Genomic DNA, 15,534 nt, shown 5'->3' on the forward strand with positions numbered 1-15,534 from the left:
TGGGCCCTCCGAGATGCCGACGCCGATAAGCTCGATCCCTCCCGTCATTGCTGCCAGCCCTGTGGCTGATGCGACGACGCCCGATCTCGTGCTCCAGGCCGGCAGCGTCGTCGACGCCAAAGTGGTCAGCGTGCTCGCCGACAATCTGGTGCGGATCGCGATCGCGAACCTGTCCCTCGACGTGATGTCGGACGTGGCGCTGTCGCCCGGGCAACATCTCCAACTCGCGGTGTCGCAGAACGACGGCACCATCCGCCTCGCTGTCGTGGGCGGGGCAGGCGGGGCGGCGTCCGATCAGATTACGCTGACGCCGGCTGCGGCCTCGCTGGTGGAGAGCCCGCCGCTCGCGCCGTCCGCGAGCGCGGCGCGCAATACGCTGACTCCGCTGGAGCAAGTCGCCGTCACCGTGGCGTCCGCCGAGGCCGTGACCAGGCAGGGCAGCCAGGCGCCGCTGTTCGCCAATCTCGCCGCGGTCGTCACCGGCAGCGATTTGCCAGCGGGACTGAAGCAGGCCGTGCTGGACGTGCTGGCGCAGCAGACGCCGCTCACCGCCCGGCTCGATGGTGGCGATATCGAGACTGCCTTCCAAAAGTCCGGCCTGTTCCTCGAGGCCTCGCTGGCTGCCGGCGCGATGCCGTCGTCCGGCGCAATGCCCGATCTGAAGGCGGCGCTGCTCGTGCTGCGCCAGACGCTGGCCACGCTCGAAACCACCGCGCCCCAGACGCAAGGCGCCGCCATGCCTGCCAGCGTCGCGGGCGCGCCGCAGCTGGCCGCTGCGTTGGCTCGGCCAGCAGCCGAGGCCGCGCAGGCCGCATTGTCGTCAATGGCCCCCGACATCGCCCAACCGGCGCAACAGCCGCGCAATGCCAATTTCTCGGCCGCGGTGCTCGCCGACATGGCTGCCGGCGCGCCACAAATGGCGATGCCGCGGACCATGACCGCCGGCCTTGCCGCCAGCCTCTTGCAGGAGATGACGCAAAACCTGCCGCGGATCATCGGCAACGTGCCCGGCTCCAACAAGGCCGTGCCCGATGGCCACATCTTCGAGGCGGCCACCCACGCGACCACACCGCCGCCATTCCGTGGCGCATTGCCGGCGCCCCAATCCATCGCTTCGCCATCGCTCGCGCCCGATACGCCGCTGGCCGCCACCGTGCACCGCCTGCTCGACGACACCGATGCCGCGATCGCGCGGCAGACCTTGCTCCAGGTCGCCTCGCTCCCCGATCGCGCTGGTGCCAGCGGCCACCGCATCGACCCGGCCGTGCCGCAATGGAATTTCGAGATTCCCTTCGCAACCCCACAGGGCACCGCGATGGCGCAGTTCGAGATCTCGCGCGATGGCGGCAACGAATCCGCCGATCCCGCCACGCGCGCCTGGCGCGCGCGCTTCACGCTGAATGTCGAGCCGGCCGGCCCGGTGCATGCGCTGGTCACGCTGAGCGGCGACAAGACCTTCGTGCGGATGTGGGCGGAGCGGCCGGCGACCGCGCAGCAGCTCCGCGCCGGCGTCGGTGAGCTCAGCCAGGCATTGTCCAGAGCTGAGCTCAAGCCCGGTGATATCGTGGTGCGCGACGGCACCCCGCCGCAGGCCACACAGGCTCGCGCCGGCCATTTCCTGGATCGCGCCACATGAGCGATCCATCCAAGCTCGCGATTGCCCTGCATTACGAGAAGGGCACCAACGCCCCGGTCGTCATCGCCAAGGGCAAGGGCACGATCGGTGAAAAGATCGTCGAGATCGCCAAGGCCCATGACATTCCGATCGAGGAGAACGAGGTTTTGGCCGGCGCACTCTCCAAGGTCGAGCTCGGCGAGGAGATCCCGCCGGATCTCTACAAGGCCGTCGCCGAAGTGCTGGTGTTCGTGCTGCGGCTGTCCGGCCGGGGGCGGTAAACACTACCTGTCATCGTTTCACCAGATATTGGCGGCATTGTCGCGGCCACTCTCATCATCATCGGATACCAATCTTGCTGACCCGTCGTTCCACCCTTGGCCTGCTTGCCGCAGCCGTCACCCTGCCGTCACGCGCACTCGCTCATGTCGCCCCGCCGCGCAACGAAATCCGCGACAGCTTGGCCAAACGCTTCACCGATCTCGGCACATCAGGCACCTTCGTCGGCTACAAGGTCGAGGACTATCTGATCGTCGCCAGCGACAAGGAGCGCTCGGGCGAGGGGAAGCTGCCGGCCTCGACCTTCAAGATTCCAAACTCGTTGATTGCGCTCGAGACCGGCGTTGTCGCTGACCCCGACAAGGACGTATTTCCCTGGGACGGCGTGAAGCGGCCGATCGAGGCTTGGAACAAGGATCACACACTACGCAGTGCGATCGCGGTCAGCGCGGTGCCGGTCTATCAGGAGATCGCGCGCCGCATCGGCCAGGAGCGCATGCAGAAATATGTCGACGAGTTCGACTACGGCAACCGCGACATCGGCGGCGGCATCGACCAATTCTGGCTCACCGGGAATTTGCGCATCGATCCGGTCGAGCAGGTCGACTTCGTCGACCGGCTGCGCCGCCGTGCGCTGCCGATCAGCAAGCGCAGCCAGGATCTCGTCTGCGACATCCTGCCGGTGACCAAGGTCGGCGATAGCATGATCCGCGCCAAGTCGGGCCTCTTGGGCGCCGAACGCGGCGAGCCCTCACTCGGCTGGATGGTCGGCTGGGCCGAGAAGGGCGGGGCCCACACCGTGTTCGCACTCAACATGGACTGCCGCGAGCCGCGTCTCATCAGTGAGCGCATGCCGCTGACGCAAGCCTGCCTTGCCGAGATTGGCGCGATCTAGCGCTACCGCGCTGGCGCCGCTCAACTAGCATCCTCCCGCCAAGGAAAAACCGGGAGGATAACAATGAACTCAACGCCGCTCTGGCTGTCGTCGCTCACGCTTGCGGCAGCTGCCGGCTGGCTCGGCGCCACGATGTTCGCCGGCCCCGCCACCAGCAAGGAGCCACGCTTTCCGCAGCTCACCATGGATCAGCTGGACGCCAGGCAAAAGCCGCTCGGCGAACAGATCATGAAGGTGTCGAGCGTCGGCATCGGCGGGCCCTACAATCCGATGATCCGCAGTCCCGTGCTCGGCCAGCGCCTGTTCGACCTGTTCCACTATCTGCGCTGGGAGACCTCGGTCCCGGTCAAGCTCAACGAGTTCGCGATCCTGATCATCGGGCGGCAGTGGCGCTCGCAGGTGGAATGGTACGCACACGCGCCGCTGGCGGCGAAGGCGGGCCTGTCGGCCGACATCATCGCAGAGCTGAAGGCCAACAAGCGGCCCTCGAAGATGGCCGATGACGAGGCGGTGGTCTACGATTTCGTCACCGAGCTCACCACCACCAAGAAGGTCACCGACGAGACTTACGCGCGCGCGAAGAAGGTGTTCAACGACCAGCAGATCGTCGACCTCACCGCAGTCGCCGGCAATTACGTGATGGTCGCGATGCTGCTTGCCATGTCGGAGGAGACCGTGCCGCCGGACAAGCAGGAACCGTTTAGGCCGGGTGAGCCGTAGGACTCGTTATTGCAAGGAGCCGGCGACAAACTGCGGTACCGTAGGGTGGGCAAAGGCGCGCAGCGCCGTGCCCACCTTCTCTCCGTGTCATGATCTGTGATTGGTGGGCACGCTCCGCTTTGCCCACCCTACGAGAGCTGGGGCGGAGCAAACAGTCTCACCCCAATTTGAACAGCACCTGCAAGAACTCCTCCACGGCCTTGCGCGCTTCAGCGGCTGTCTTCGGATTGCCGCCGACATGCGGGTTGAGCTCGACACAGGCGTCCTTGTAGGAGAAGGGCGCGTTGGTATCGCCGTTCATCAGCACGCCGCCGTCACCTTCCTTGATGCGGCAGTTGCGCACGGTTTGCGCGTTCGCGGACACGGCGACGGTGTTGAGGCCGAGCAGGCCGCTGTCAAATCCGTGCGCGCTATCGGGATATTCGGTCAGCGACACGTCGCGCCCGGCCGCTTTGAGCCGTTCGACAAAGGCCTTGCAGCTCTTCACGGGATTGTAGTCGTCGGGTGCGCCGTGGAAGATGCGGATCGGGCGCGCGGCGACCTCGGCATCGCTCTGATACGTCGTCGAACAGTCCGGATAGAACGGGATGTAAGCCGCGAACTGGATACCTGACTTGTTCCAGAGCTTGTGGAAGCGCTCGAGGCTCGCATACAGCATCGCCTGTCCGCCGCGTGAAAAGCCCATCAGCACGATGCGATCAGGATCGACGCGGGGATGCTTTGCCAGGATCTCCAGCGAGCGGTAGATATCGATGATCAGGTTGAGCCGACCGAGCAAGGCCTGGTTCGGCCCGACCACCGTGAGGCCGCGCCCCGTAAAACCGTCGATCACGAAGGTGGAGATGCCCATGGCATTGAAGGTGTGCACCCAGGCTTCCGTAGTGGCGCCGACGCCGCTGGAGCCGTGCATCAGCACCACCACGGGAAGCTTGCCGGCGCCCTGGGCCACGCGGAATTCACCCGCGACCGTCACCGGCTTGCCGGCCGCCGCATCGCCGCTGAGGAATTGTTGGTCGGAGAGGGTGAGCGAGGAGATCGGATAGATCTCGGCGCGCGTGGCGAGTTCCTTGGGGAGGGATTGTGCGTTGGCGCCAATGCCGACGAACAGAGTTGAAATGCAAAGCGCCATAGCGACGCGGAATGCCGTCGGCATCGGGTCCCCCCTTGTGATTTTGATCGAGTAGAACAACAGGCTCGCGCGCTGTCAATTTGGCGTGCGGCAGCTCTCAGGCGGGATCGGCGGTTTTCTTCGCCGTCAGCGCCTGGTCGATCGCAAAGCCGCCGATCTCGCTCATCGCCTGCGAGATCACGTCGCCGCGTCTGGCAAAGCCGTTCGAGAGATAATCGAACTGTGTCCGCGCCAGCCGCAGCACCTCGATCGGCACGGAGACCACGGTCTCGTTGAAACTGTCGACAGAGGCGCGCAGCGTGTCGAGCTCCGTGCTGAGCTTGCCGATATGACTCTCGGCATGCTGCATCAGGCCAAGCAGCTTGCCGCGCTCGGCATCGAATGCGGCTCGCTCGGCCGCGGTCGCTGCGGTGACCTCGGCAAGCTGCGTCCGCAGCGCTGCGATCTGGCTCACCATGGCATCGCGAGCAAGCTCGGCGGCCTCGCGCAGCTCGGTGTTGCGCGTGCTCTCGACCTGCTGTTCGTGATAGAGCCGCTCGGCCGACATCGCCCGCTGTGCCAGCGATACGATCAGGCTTGCTGCGCGCAGCAGCATCTCGCCGTTCCGTCCCGACACCATGCTGGCCATGCGCCGCAGGAAGTCGATGATTTCCGACGATGAGTTCGGCGGCAGGGGGACGACCGTCGCGGACATCTCAGTGATGCTTGCGTAATGCTTGAGCCGAGGCGTAATGACCGCCGCCGTACCGACTGGGCTCACGCAACATTCGGCGCCTGATCGTGAGCTTGAAGCAAGCCTGAATCGGCTGGCCTGGTCAACTGGGCCGGACCACCAAATTTGCAGGCCGCGCGCGGGTCAGGCGTCCTTCTGCCGGCCGATCCGCCCCAGATGGGTGAAGCCGAACCCCGCGGAATATTTCAGGCCATAGCCGAGCGCCCGGTCGATGCCGATATGGGCGAGCCAGATCAAGGCGATGGACAGGGTCAAAGGCGAGGCGAGGCCGAAGCCAAGTGTCAGCAGCGACACCGGCGCCATGTAGCTGTGGGCGGCATTGTAGACCAGTGCGCCGAGTTTTGCGTCGGAGAGGTATGCCAGGAAGCTCAGGTCGGGGACGAGGAAGAGCAGGGCAAACACTAGCCAGGAGCCGTCCCACGCCCAGTAGAGCATCACCATGCCAGCGAACAGGGTGAGGCCCTCCAGCCGCAGCAGGATGTTGACACCGCCCGTCGCCGCACCAGTCTCGGCCGTTCCTTCGTCCATGCTCGCCTCCCAGGCAAAACTTTGTAATCCCTCACGCTTTCAGCCCGGACAGGGCAGCCCTGCGAGGTCGAAAGGCGCTTTCCGGCCCGCAAAATGCCGTGTTAGAACCCCGCATCACTTAAGAACTGGCGGGAGCAAATGAAACACATCCTGGACGCCCTTGAAGATCGTCGTGCCGGTGCCAAGCTCGGCGGCGGGGAGAAGCGCATCGAGGCGCAGCACGCCCGCGGCAAGCTGACGGCGCGCGAGCGCATCGAGCTTCTGCTCGACAAGGGATCGTTCGAGGAATTCGACATGTTCGTCGAGCATCGCTCCACCGAGTTCGGCATGGAGAAGACCAAGGTGCCGGGCGATGGCGTCGTCACCGGTTGGGGCACCGTCAACGGCCGCAAGACCTTCGTCTTCGCCAAGGATTTTACGGTGTTCGGCGGTTCTCTCTCGGAAACGCACGCGCTGAAAATCACGAAGCTCCAGGACATGGCGATGAAGGCGCGGGCGCCCATCATCGGTCTCTATGATGCCGGCGGCGCCCGCATCCAGGAGGGCGTCGCGGCGCTCGCCGGCTATTCCTACGTGTTCCGCCGTAACGTGCTCGCCTCGGGCGTGATCCCGCAGATCTCCGTCATCATGGGCCCCTGCGCCGGCGGCGACGTCTATTCGCCGGCGATGACCGACTTCATTTTCATGGTGAAGAACACCAGTTACATGTTCGTCACCGGCCCCGACGTGGTGAAGACCGTCACCAACGAGGTCGTCACCGCCGAAGAGCTCGGCGGTGCCTCGGTGCACGCCACGCGCTCCTCGATCGCCGATGGCGCCTTCGAGAACGACGTCGAGACGCTGCTGCAGATGCGCCGTCTGATCGACTTCCTGCCGTCCAATAACACCGACGGCGTGCCGGAATGGCCGAGCTTCGATGACATCGCCCGCGTCGACATGTCGTTGGACACGCTGGTCCCCGACAATCCGAACAAGCCCTACGACATGAAGGAATTGATCCTGAAGGTCGTGGACGAGGGCGATTTCTTCGAGATCGCGGAAGCCTTTGCCAAGAACATCGTCACGGGCTTTGGCCGCATCGCCGGCCGCACCGTCGGCTTCGTCGCCAACCAGCCAATGGTGCTGGCCGGCGTGCTCGACAGCGATGCATCGCGCAAGGCGGCGCGCTTCGTTCGTTTTTGTGATGCCTTCAACATCCCGATCGTCACCTTCGTCGACGTGCCGGGCTTCCTGCCGGGAACCGCGCAGGAATACGGCGGCCTGATCAAGCATGGCGCGAAGCTCTTGTTCGCGTACTCGCAATGCACGGTGCCGCTGGTGACCATCATCACCCGCAAGGCCTATGGCGGCGCCTTCGACGTCATGGCCTCCAAGGAGATTGGCGCCGACATGAACTACGCCTGGCCGACCGCCCAGATCGCGGTGATGGGCGCCAAGGGCGCGGTCGAGATCATCTTCCGCTCCGACATCGGCGACCCCGACAAGATCGCGGCGCGAACGAAGGAATACGAAGACCGATTCCTGTCGCCCTTCATCGCCGCCGAGCGCGGCTACATCGACGACGTCATCATGCCGCACTCGACAAGGAAGCGCATCGCCCGCGCACTGGCGATGCTGAAGGACAAGAAGACGGAAATGCCGGCGAAGAAGCACGACAATTTGCCGTTGTGAGAAAGATGTAGCCCGGATGAGCGTAGCGACATCCGGGTTCTTCCTCAGGTCCCGCATGTCGCTTCGCTCATGCGGGCTACTGGTTTCTTCTGATTTGGTATCCTTGATCCAATGACCGAAGACGATCCGACCGACGAAATCTCAGACATCGAGGACCGGATCGAAGCGCTGGCCGAGATCGCCGAGCGCTGCCGGAAGTACATCCTGGCCTCCAAGATCGCGATCGGCGGCGGTGCGACGCTGCTCTTGATCACGATCCTCGGCCTGTTCGGGACAGGTCAGACCGCTGCACTCGGGTCGATCGCGCTGGTGCTGGGTGGGATCGTGTCGCTCGGCTCGAACATCAGCACGTTGCGGCAGACGGACGAGGCCATCAGTGCTGCGGAGGCGCGACGTTCGGCGCTGATCGGAAGTATCGACCTTCGCGTCGTCGCGGATGCGCCGATGAAGCTGGTGTGACGCGCCGCGTCTACGGTGCGTAGGGTGGGTTAGCCCTGCAGATGCGCAAAGCGCATCTGCGCGGCGTAACCCACCTCTTTTCTCTCCGCGGCGACAGAATTGGTGGGTTACGCCCAGCGGACTGCGCTTCGCGCAGCCGCAAGGCTAACCCACCCTACGAGATCCCGCGCGCCTTATCCGCCGAAGCAAAATGCGCCATCTGGTCCGCACGGGCCTTCGCAAAGGCTGGGCGGGCCGTGGCCCGGGCGAGGTAAGCGCGACAGGCCGGGTGGTTCGCAAGTCCCTCGAAGCGGTCGACGGGGCGCAGCACGTCCGACATCAGGATGTCGGCGACGGAGAAGGACCCCGCCAACCATTCGCGGTGGGCCAGCACCATTTCGAGATGCTTGAGGCGGACCCCAAGGAACCCGTCCAGGAATTTCCATGCCGGCGTGTCGTCCGCGCTGCCCATGAACTTTAGCATCGCCCAGGGCAGGCTCGCCATCTCCACCGAATTGAGCGCGGCGAACACCCATTTCGTCGCCTCGACGCGGCCGCGCGGATCTGACGGCATCAACTTGTCGCTGCGTTCGCCGAGATGCAGCAGGATCGCGCCGCTCTCGAAGATCGAGAGGTCGCCGTCGGTCAGCCACGGCACCTGGCCGAAGGGCTGGTGTGCGAGATGCGTGGGGCCGCGGTCGTCGAATGGCACACTCGCGACGCGATAGGGCAAGGCGGCTTCTTCGAGCGCCCAGCGCACACGGAGGTCGCGCACGAAACCTCTCGGCATCTCGGGAACCCAATCGAAGGTAGTCAGCGTGAGATCGGCCATTTGGTGTCTCCGTGTCCTGGTTTGAAGCAAAGGACGAGCGAAGGGCACGCGTTCCGACACCGGTACCAACTGTTTTGTCGCCGGCCGATGAAGCGGCTAGTCTCGCCCCAAACAATGGGAGGAAACCCGATGCCATCAGCCTTCTTCGTCGTCCGTGCCACCGTCTCCGACGGCAGCAAGCGCGCCGCCTTCGACAGATGGTACGAGACGGAACATCTGCCCGACGCGGTGAAGGCGTTTGGCGTCAGCAGAGCCTGGCGGTTCTGGAGCCTGGACGATCCCTCGCTGCACCAGGCTATGTATCAGTTCGATGACGAGGCGAGGCTCGCCGCGATGCTGAAGGGTGATGCGCTCAAGCGCCTGACGGCCGACTTCAACCGCGACTGGCCCGACGTGACGCGCACGCGCGAGACGCTGCTGCTGGCGCAGGAGTTCGCGACGTAGGGTCGACGTAGCCCGGATGGAGCGCAAGCGTAATCCGGGGTCTTCACCCGAAGCACAAATCCCGGATTGCGCTGCGCTCCATCCGGGCTACAGGCGACATTGTCCGCTTCGCACCGAATCTGAACACTTGATTCAGCTTTGGTTCATGTCGTGACCGCGACACTTCTTCTGCATCACAGGCACGATGATCCAAGAGGAAGAAGCCATGGAGCGCCGGAACTTTTTGAAATTTGCATTGGGGGTGACGGCGGGAGCCGCCGCCTTCGCTGCGACCGCGCAGGCCGCGCCGCTGTCACCGCAGCCGGTCGCTGATCCCACCCGCATGCCGCAGGGCAGTTCCGATGCTCATCCCGCAGTCACCACCAGCGAGGAAGCCGCGCAGGCGAAGCCTGAGCAGGTGCACTGGCGTGGGCGCGGCCGGCATTGGGGCTGGCGCCGCCGACACTGGGGTTGGCGTCGCCGGCGCTGGCATCGCCGTCATTACTGGTAAGCTCGCGACAATTCGCGACTTGGACGGGGATCGCCGCCGGCGGTCCCCGTTTCGATTCTGGAGCCGCTCCGATTCCACGGCGGACGCAAGTCGGCAGCGGTGCCCAAACGAAAATGGCCGCGCAGGCTGATCCCGCGCGGCCATTTTGCAATACGAAAGGATCAGAATGGACGGCAGCGGCCGGCGTACCAGCGGAAGCCGTAGGGGCACACGCGCGCGCGGGGCACCACGACGACCGGCGCCGGCGCGACTACGACGGGGCCGGGACGCACCACGACCGGGCCGCGCATCGGACGGCAGCCGCCATAGGGCCGCGATACCAGCCGGGGCCGCAGCCGCCGGCGGCGCTGGCCGCCTCGCTGAAACCGACGACTGCGCTGGCGAGCATGACGGCGGCGAGCAGATATTTCATTTGATCTTCCTTCTGGTCCTTGGGGCAGGCTTAGGGGGATGGCGCTTGCGGCGCACAATGAATCAAAAGACACGATTCGACACGCTAAACCTATGCGTGCCGACACGTCGCGATCCAAACCTGCCGATCATGACCTGAATGCGGCATGAACGCTCCTCCGCATACGGTTTCAGGCGACAGCGATGGCGCTAGACTCTTTGTTTGACACGTTTTCTTTACGCGAGCCGGTGTCCACTTCGCTCGAAAATGCTCTAGCGGCCAAGAAAGCCCAGCACCAGCTCCCGATACTTCTCCGGCGCCTCCAGGAAGACGAGGTGACCGGTGTCCGGGATCACCTCGGCCCGCGCATTCGGCATCTTCGCGGCGAGCGCTTTGGCGAGTTCGGCGTTCTGTCCCATCTTCGCGCGCAGCGCCTCCGGCGCGTTCGGCCGTCCCGGAGCATTGTGATCGTCGGCACCCATCACGAACAGCGTGGGCAGCGTGATAAGCGGAATCTCGTGCGCCACCGGCTCGCGATAGATCATCTGGCCGGAGCTGACGAAGGCGCGCAGCCAGCGCGGATAGTCGGGGCTGCCCTTGATGTTGAAACGGGCATCGATGAACGGCGTGATCGCCTCCGGCGGCAGCTTGATCGCATAATTGGTCTGCAGCTGCTTGCGATAGCCGTCCGCCGTGAGCTTGTCCTCGGTCTCGATCATCTTCTCGGTTGGCGTCGGCGGCACGTAGAGGCGATAGTCCTCGAGCCCGATCGGCGCGGTCGGCACCAGATGGGCGATACGGTCCGGATAGGCGCGGGCGATGCGTACACCGAGCATACCGCCGAGGGAGTGGGCGACGATGTCGGCCTTGTCGATCTTGAGGTGATCGAGCAGCGCAATCGTGTTGCGCGCCAGCGTGTCGAAGTGAAGCTCGCCGGCCGGCTTGGAGGATTTGCCGAAGCCGATCTGGTCCGGCACCACGACGCGAAAGCCGGCCTCGCTCAGCATCGTGATCACGGGGGCCCAGTAGCTCGACGGGAAATTGCGCCCGTGCAGCAGCACCACGGTGCGGCCGTTCGGCTGTGCGGGCGCCACGTCCATATAGGCCATGCTGAGCTGCTCGCCGTCATTGACGAGTGGCAAGAGGTGCACGGGATAGGGATAGGCAAAGCCTTCGAGCGCGATGCCATAGGGCTCGCGCGGCGCGGTGTCGGCGGCGCGGGATGCAAGCGGGATGCTGAAGAGGGCGGCAGCGAGTGCGGCCGAGAAGATGCGGTTCATTGAGGTCTCCGGTGTGCCCGGGCAAAAGCGCGAAGCGCGTCTTCGCGACCTTGTCCCGGGCATCCACGTGCCAGCCGCAATAAAGACGTGGCTTGCCGGGTCAAGCCCGGCCATGACGAGAGGGGGAGTTCACACGGGAATGTGTGCCGTCACGCAGCTTGCGTGATCAGTCCTTCCCATTCCCGAACAGCGCGGCGAACTGCTTCTCGCCGGTGCGGGTGAAATTCACGACGCGGCTGCCGGGCGTGGCGTCGCGTGCGGCCCATTTGAGTTCGGCGAAGCGCTGCATCATGGCGGCCCCCAGCGTGCCGGCGAGATGATGCCGCCGCTCGCTCCAGTCGAGACAGGCCTTGCACACCGGGCGGCGCGGATGGGTGAGCATGTCGGGCGAGATCTGCAAATGCTTGGCGAGGAAGCGCTCGCCCTCGGCCGTCAGCTCGATCTCGTGCTTCCTCTGCCTGACCAGATGTCGCGCGCGCATGGTGTCGAGCATCTGCACGCCGAGATCACCGGCGAGATGATCATAGCAGATCCGCGCACGCCGCAACGCCGGATCCTTTGGTCCGGTGCGCACGCGCATGTGGCCGGTCCGCGCGGCAAGCCCCGCGAGGCCCTCGAGCACGCCGGCGACGTCGTCGTCGGTGAGGCGGTAGTAGCGGTGGCGGCCCTGCTTCTCCGGCTCGACGAGGCCGCCGGCCTCGAGCTTCGACAGGTGCGAGCTCGCGGTCTGCGGCGTGATGCCGGCCTCCTGCGCCAATTCGCTCGCGGTCAGCGCGCGGCCGTTCATCAGCGCGGTCAGCATGTTGGCGCGAGCGGGATCGCCGACCAGCGAAGCGACCATGGCGATGTCAGGACCTGATTTCATGCTTCGATGGTAGCCGAAGCATCGCCGTCGGGCAAGGGCGTAGTCTCTCACGGCATCGTCATTGCGAGCGCAGCGAAGCAATCCAGAGATGTTTCCGCGGAGGGATTCCTGGATTGCTTCGCTGCGCTCGCAATGACGATGTGGAAACAGGAGAGCCCATCATGTCCGTCACCGTCTTCATCCGCTACCAGCTCGATCCGTTCAAGCGCGCGCAGTTCGAGGAATACTCGAAACGCTGGCTCACCATCATCCCGAAATGCGGCGGCGAGCTGATCGGCTATTTCATGCCGCATGAGGGCACCAACAACATCGCCTTCGCGTTGATCACCTTCGAGAGCCTGGCCGCCTATGAAGCCTATCGTGCGCGGCTGCGGCAGGACGCCGAAGGCATGGCGAACTTCCATTTCGCCGAGGAGAACAAGTTCATCCTCGCGGAAGAGCGCACCTTCCTACGCAAAGTGGTATTGTAGGCCACAACATCGTTAGCAGGAGACGCCCATGATCGCCGTGATCTTCGAAGTCTGGCCGAAGCCGGAACACCGTCAGGACTATTTCGACCTCGCTGCCGACCTGAAGCCGATCCTGCAAACCATCGACGGCTTCATCTCGGTCGAGCGTTTCGAGAGCCTGACCGAGAAGGGCAAGATCCTGTCGGTGTCGTTCTGGCGGGATGAGGCGGCCGTCGAGGCCTGGCGCAACACGATGGAGCATCGCCGCACCCAGGCCAAGGGCAGGGCGAAGATATTCGCCGACTATCATTTGCGCATCGCCAGCGTCATCCGTGACTATGGCATGAACGATCGGGAGCAGGCGCCGAAGGACAGCCGCGCGGTGCACGACGCGCACTAGCGCTGCTCGGGCGCGCTACTAGCGCTGCCCTGAATGCGCGCCTATGTCTTCGCGGCCAATAAGGGAGAGAAACATGCACGTGACAACCGCTGACAAGCGCGCGACCTTCAAGAAGATGCACGAGAGCGGCTGCTTCATCCTGCCCAATCCGGTCGATGTCGGCAGCGCCAAGGCATTGCAGCATCTCGGCTTCAAGGCGATTGCGTCATCGAGCGCGGGGTTTGCCTGGACCATCGGCAAGGCCGATAATCACGTCAGCGTCGAGGACGTCTGTCAGCATCTGGCAGCATTGAGCTCCGCCGTCGACATCCCCGTGAACGCGGATTTCGAGGGCGGCTTTGCCGTCGAGCCGGACAAGGTCGCCGACAATGTCGAGCGCTGCGTGCGCACCGGCGTTGCCGGCCTGTCGATCGAGGATTCCACCGGCGACAAGGCTAAGCCGCTCTACGACCGCGCGCTTGCGGTCGAGCGGATCAAGGCCTCGCGCAAGGCGATCGGCGACAGCGGCACGTTGCTGGTCGGCCGCTGCGAGGCGTATTTGTGGGGCGTGACCGACCTCAAGCTGGTCATCGACCGGCTCACCGCCTACGCGGACGCCGGCGCCGATTGCCTCTATGCGCCGGGTTTGAAGAGCCGCGAGGACATTGCGGCGGTGGTGAAGGCGGTGCATCCAAAACCGTTCAACCTCCTGATCGGCGGCGCCGGCCTGTCGTTGCAGGAGGCTGCCGATCTCGGCGTGCGCCGCATCAGCGTCGGCGGCTCGCTCGCCCGCGCCGCCTGGGGCGGTTTCATGCGCGCGGCGAAGGAAATGGCGGAGCAGGGAACCTTCACCGAGCTCGGCAACGGCTATTCCGGCGGCGAGCTCAACAAGATGTTCAGCTGACCCATTAACGAAAAGCGGCGGGATCTCAGGTCCCGCCGCTCTCGCATCCTCTTGGTGTCATGCCCGCCTGGTACGCAATTGCGCACGGGGGCAGGGTATCCATTACGCCGCGGCTTCTCGATTCAGCCACGACTGTCTCGGAGTACTGGGTCGCCCGGTCGAGCCGGGCGACGGCAGCTATCGTGTTACTCTACTTCGCGCCATCAGACGGCGTCTGCGTATCCGGGGCCGGCTTGCTTGGTGCCGCACCCGTGGTCACGCCCGGCCCGGTGTTGTTGCGCGGCGTTACGTCGCGCATACCGGGAGGCGAGGCCGGATTGGTCGGCTGCGTCTGCGCGGTCTGCGAGGCCGGTGTGTTGCTGGCCTGGTTGGTCGTGCTGGTATTGTTCAGACCGTAGAACACGGCACCCAGCACCAGCGCAATCGCAACGGCGAACAGCGCAACTTTGCCGCTGGAGGCGGGGCCTTCGCCAAGCTCGGGATCGGCCTGAAGGTCGGCGTCCCGGCGCGCCGCGCGAAGATACTCATCGTCGGCGAGGTTCGGGCGGTACGGATCGTTGGGAAAACGGTCGTCAGCCATCGATAGGTCTCCTCGGGTTATTGCCGCGGGACAACCCGTGGATGCGAGATTCTGTTCCCGGCGCTTTATGCTTTCGTCGCATGTTGCTCCCGCCTCGGGAATCAGGAACCTGTCCAGGGAACCGTGGACTAAGTTCCATGGTGGACCGGGGAACAAATCCATGTGGAGCCTGCCGCCGACCGATAGCGTGCTGCATCTTCTGGCGTTCGTCGCCTTGACGGCGGAGGGCATGACGGCCGCACTGGCCGCCGGTCGGCGCAGCATGGACTATGTCGGCGTTTGTCTTCTCGCCTGCGTGACCGCGCTTGGCGGCGGCACGCTGCGCGACCTGTTTCTCGGTCATTATCCGCTGGTGTGGGTCGCCAACCCGATCTACCTCGCGCTGCCGGGCGGGGCAGCGCTGCTGACGATCCTGATCGCGCGGCTAGTGCATCGGCTGCATCTCGCTTTCATCGTGCTCGATGCCATCGGCCTCGTCGTCTTCACCATGATCGGCTGCAACGTCGGCTGGCAGATGGATGCCTCGCTGCCGATCGTGATCGTCTCGGGCATGGTGACAGGCTGCGCCGGCGGCGTGTTGCGCGACGTGCTCTGCAACGATGTGCCGCTCCTGTTCCGATCCGAGCTCTACGCCAGCGTCTCGGTCGTGACCGGGCTGTTCTACGCCACCGCCTTCGGTCTCAATCTCAATGTCGAGCTCTGGACGATCTTGACCTTCGTGCTCGGCCTCAGCTTCCGTCTGCTCGCGGTCCGCTACCGATGGGAGATGCCGAAATTCGTGTTCACGGGAGACGAAAAGAAATAGCGCGCTTTCTTCGCCTCGCCCCGCTTGCGGGGAGAGGCCGACGCGCGAAGCGCGGCGGGTGAGGGGGAGTCTCCGCGGGTCGAGCTGGTCGGCATACGCACAGTCAT

Annotated in this window: 19 protein-coding genes and 1 pseudogene; 12 read left to right on the forward strand and 8 right to left on the reverse strand. The window is 64.7% G+C overall.

Annotated elements, in window-relative coordinates; genetic code table 11:
- Window positions 1-13: 13 nt before the first annotated feature.
- From fliK to AAE027_RS04495, 4 genes are all read left to right on the forward strand, one after another.
- Entirely contained in the window at window positions 14-1,636 is a 1,623-nt protein-coding gene (gene fliK / locus AAE027_RS04480; protein WP_370985654.1) for a flagellar hook-length control protein FliK, read from the forward strand.
- A complete protein-coding gene (locus tag AAE027_RS04485) occupies window positions 1,633-1,896 on the forward strand; it encodes an EscU/YscU/HrcU family type III secretion system export apparatus switch protein (protein ID WP_370985655.1) in 264 nt (87 codons plus the stop codon). The genes fliK and AAE027_RS04485 overlap by 4 nt, the downstream gene beginning before the upstream one ends.
- A 74-nt stretch (window positions 1,897-1,970) precedes the next feature.
- Window positions 1,971-2,789, forward strand: a complete 819-nt coding sequence (gene blaOXA / locus AAE027_RS04490; RefSeq protein ID WP_370985656.1) for a class D beta-lactamase — start codon at window positions 1,971-1,973, stop codon at window positions 2,787-2,789.
- A 63-nt stretch (window positions 2,790-2,852) separates the two neighbouring features.
- Complete coding sequence (locus AAE027_RS04495; protein WP_091894712.1) at window positions 2,853-3,509, forward strand: carboxymuconolactone decarboxylase family protein; 657 nt, start codon at window positions 2,853-2,855, stop codon at window positions 3,507-3,509.
- 157 nt (window positions 3,510-3,666) lie between these two features.
- Here the strand turns inward: AAE027_RS04495 and AAE027_RS04500 are convergent, their stop codons facing one another.
- The 3 genes from AAE027_RS04500 to AAE027_RS04510 all read right to left on the reverse strand — a co-directional run bounded on the left by AAE027_RS04500 (window position 3,667) and on the right by AAE027_RS04510 (window position 5,899).
- Window positions 3,667-4,662, reverse strand: coding sequence for a dienelactone hydrolase family protein (locus AAE027_RS04500; protein ID WP_370985657.1), 996 nt, complete (start codon window positions 4,660-4,662; stop codon window positions 3,667-3,669).
- Between the two features lie 73 nt (window positions 4,663-4,735).
- A complete protein-coding gene (locus AAE027_RS04505) occupies window positions 4,736-5,332 on the reverse strand; it encodes a hypothetical protein (protein WP_370985658.1) in 597 nt (198 codons plus the stop codon).
- 162 nt (window positions 5,333-5,494) lie between these two features.
- The gene (locus tag AAE027_RS04510; RefSeq protein WP_091894706.1) at window positions 5,495-5,899 is read right to left on the reverse strand and encodes a DUF4260 domain-containing protein; all 405 of its coding nucleotides are present in this window, start codon (window positions 5,897-5,899) and stop codon (window positions 5,495-5,497) included.
- Between the two features lie 138 nt (window positions 5,900-6,037).
- On the opposite strand from AAE027_RS04510, the gene AAE027_RS04515 reads away from it, so the two are divergent.
- Window positions 6,038-7,570: an acyl-CoA carboxylase subunit beta gene (locus AAE027_RS04515; RefSeq protein ID WP_370985659.1), complete on the forward strand. Its 1,533-nt coding sequence runs from the start codon at window positions 6,038-6,040 to the stop codon at window positions 7,568-7,570.
- A 111-nt stretch (window positions 7,571-7,681) separates the two neighbouring features.
- The gene (locus tag AAE027_RS04520) at window positions 7,682-8,029 is read left to right on the forward strand and encodes a hypothetical protein (RefSeq protein WP_370985660.1); all 348 of its coding nucleotides are present in this window, start codon (window positions 7,682-7,684) and stop codon (window positions 8,027-8,029) included.
- A gap of 154 nt (window positions 8,030-8,183) precedes the next feature.
- On the opposite strand, the gene AAE027_RS04525 is transcribed toward AAE027_RS04520, so the two are convergent.
- On the reverse strand, window positions 8,184-8,840 hold the full coding sequence (locus tag AAE027_RS04525) for a glutathione S-transferase family protein (RefSeq protein ID WP_370985661.1): 657 nt from the start codon (window positions 8,838-8,840) through the stop codon (window positions 8,184-8,186).
- Between the two features lie 129 nt (window positions 8,841-8,969).
- Between AAE027_RS04525 and AAE027_RS04530 the strand changes: the two genes are divergently transcribed.
- Complete coding sequence (locus AAE027_RS04530) at window positions 8,970-9,284, forward strand: hypothetical protein (protein ID WP_370985662.1); 315 nt, start codon at window positions 8,970-8,972, stop codon at window positions 9,282-9,284.
- 205 nt (window positions 9,285-9,489) lie between these two features.
- Window positions 9,490-9,774, forward strand: a complete 285-nt coding sequence (locus AAE027_RS04535) for a twin-arginine translocation signal domain-containing protein (protein WP_370985663.1) — start codon at window positions 9,490-9,492, stop codon at window positions 9,772-9,774.
- Window positions 9,775-9,935: 161 nt separating this feature from the next.
- Here the strand turns inward: AAE027_RS04535 and AAE027_RS04540 are convergent.
- From AAE027_RS04540 to AAE027_RS04550, 3 genes and pseudogenes are all read right to left on the reverse strand, one after another.
- Window positions 9,936-10,186 (reverse strand): annotated as a pseudogene (locus AAE027_RS04540) (GCG_CRPN prefix-to-repeats domain-containing protein).
- A gap of 251 nt (window positions 10,187-10,437) precedes the next feature.
- Window positions 10,438-11,445 (reverse strand): alpha/beta fold hydrolase, encoded by a 1,008-nt coding sequence (locus tag AAE027_RS04545; RefSeq protein ID WP_370985664.1) that lies wholly within the window; start codon window positions 11,443-11,445, stop codon window positions 10,438-10,440.
- Between the two features lie 166 nt (window positions 11,446-11,611).
- Window positions 11,612-12,310 carry an ArsR/SmtB family transcription factor gene (locus AAE027_RS04550; protein WP_370985665.1) on the reverse strand — a complete coding sequence of 233 codons (699 nt, stop codon included), beginning with the start codon at window positions 12,308-12,310 and terminating at the stop codon, window positions 11,612-11,614.
- A 161-nt stretch (window positions 12,311-12,471) separates the two neighbouring features.
- Here AAE027_RS04550 and AAE027_RS04555 point away from each other — a divergent pair, with 161 nt between their 5' ends.
- The 3 genes from AAE027_RS04555 to AAE027_RS04565 all read left to right on the forward strand — a co-directional run bounded on the left by AAE027_RS04555 (window position 12,472) and on the right by AAE027_RS04565 (window position 14,042).
- Entirely contained in the window at window positions 12,472-12,780 is a 309-nt protein-coding gene (locus AAE027_RS04555; protein WP_128941192.1) for an NIPSNAP family protein, read from the forward strand.
- A gap of 28 nt (window positions 12,781-12,808) precedes the next feature.
- Window positions 12,809-13,159, forward strand: a complete 351-nt coding sequence (locus tag AAE027_RS04560) for an antibiotic biosynthesis monooxygenase family protein (protein WP_091894692.1) — start codon at window positions 12,809-12,811, stop codon at window positions 13,157-13,159.
- Between the two features lie 73 nt (window positions 13,160-13,232).
- Entirely contained in the window at window positions 13,233-14,042 is an 810-nt protein-coding gene (locus AAE027_RS04565) for an isocitrate lyase/PEP mutase family protein (RefSeq protein WP_091894690.1), read from the forward strand.
- A gap of 190 nt (window positions 14,043-14,232) precedes the next feature.
- Here the strand turns inward: AAE027_RS04565 and AAE027_RS04570 are convergent, their stop codons facing one another.
- Window positions 14,233-14,622 carry a hypothetical protein gene (locus AAE027_RS04570; protein WP_370985666.1) on the reverse strand — a complete coding sequence of 130 codons (390 nt, stop codon included), beginning with the start codon at window positions 14,620-14,622 and terminating at the stop codon, window positions 14,233-14,235.
- A gap of 160 nt (window positions 14,623-14,782) precedes the next feature.
- Here AAE027_RS04570 and AAE027_RS04575 point away from each other — a divergent pair, with 160 nt between their 5' ends.
- Complete coding sequence (locus AAE027_RS04575) at window positions 14,783-15,427, forward strand: trimeric intracellular cation channel family protein (RefSeq protein WP_370985667.1); 645 nt, start codon at window positions 14,783-14,785, stop codon at window positions 15,425-15,427.
- Window positions 15,428-15,534 lie beyond the last annotated feature (107 nt).

The sequence above is a fragment of the Bradyrhizobium sp. DN3 genome (assembly GCF_041357655.1).
Lineage (GTDB): Bacteria > Pseudomonadota > Alphaproteobacteria > Rhizobiales > Xanthobacteraceae > Bradyrhizobium.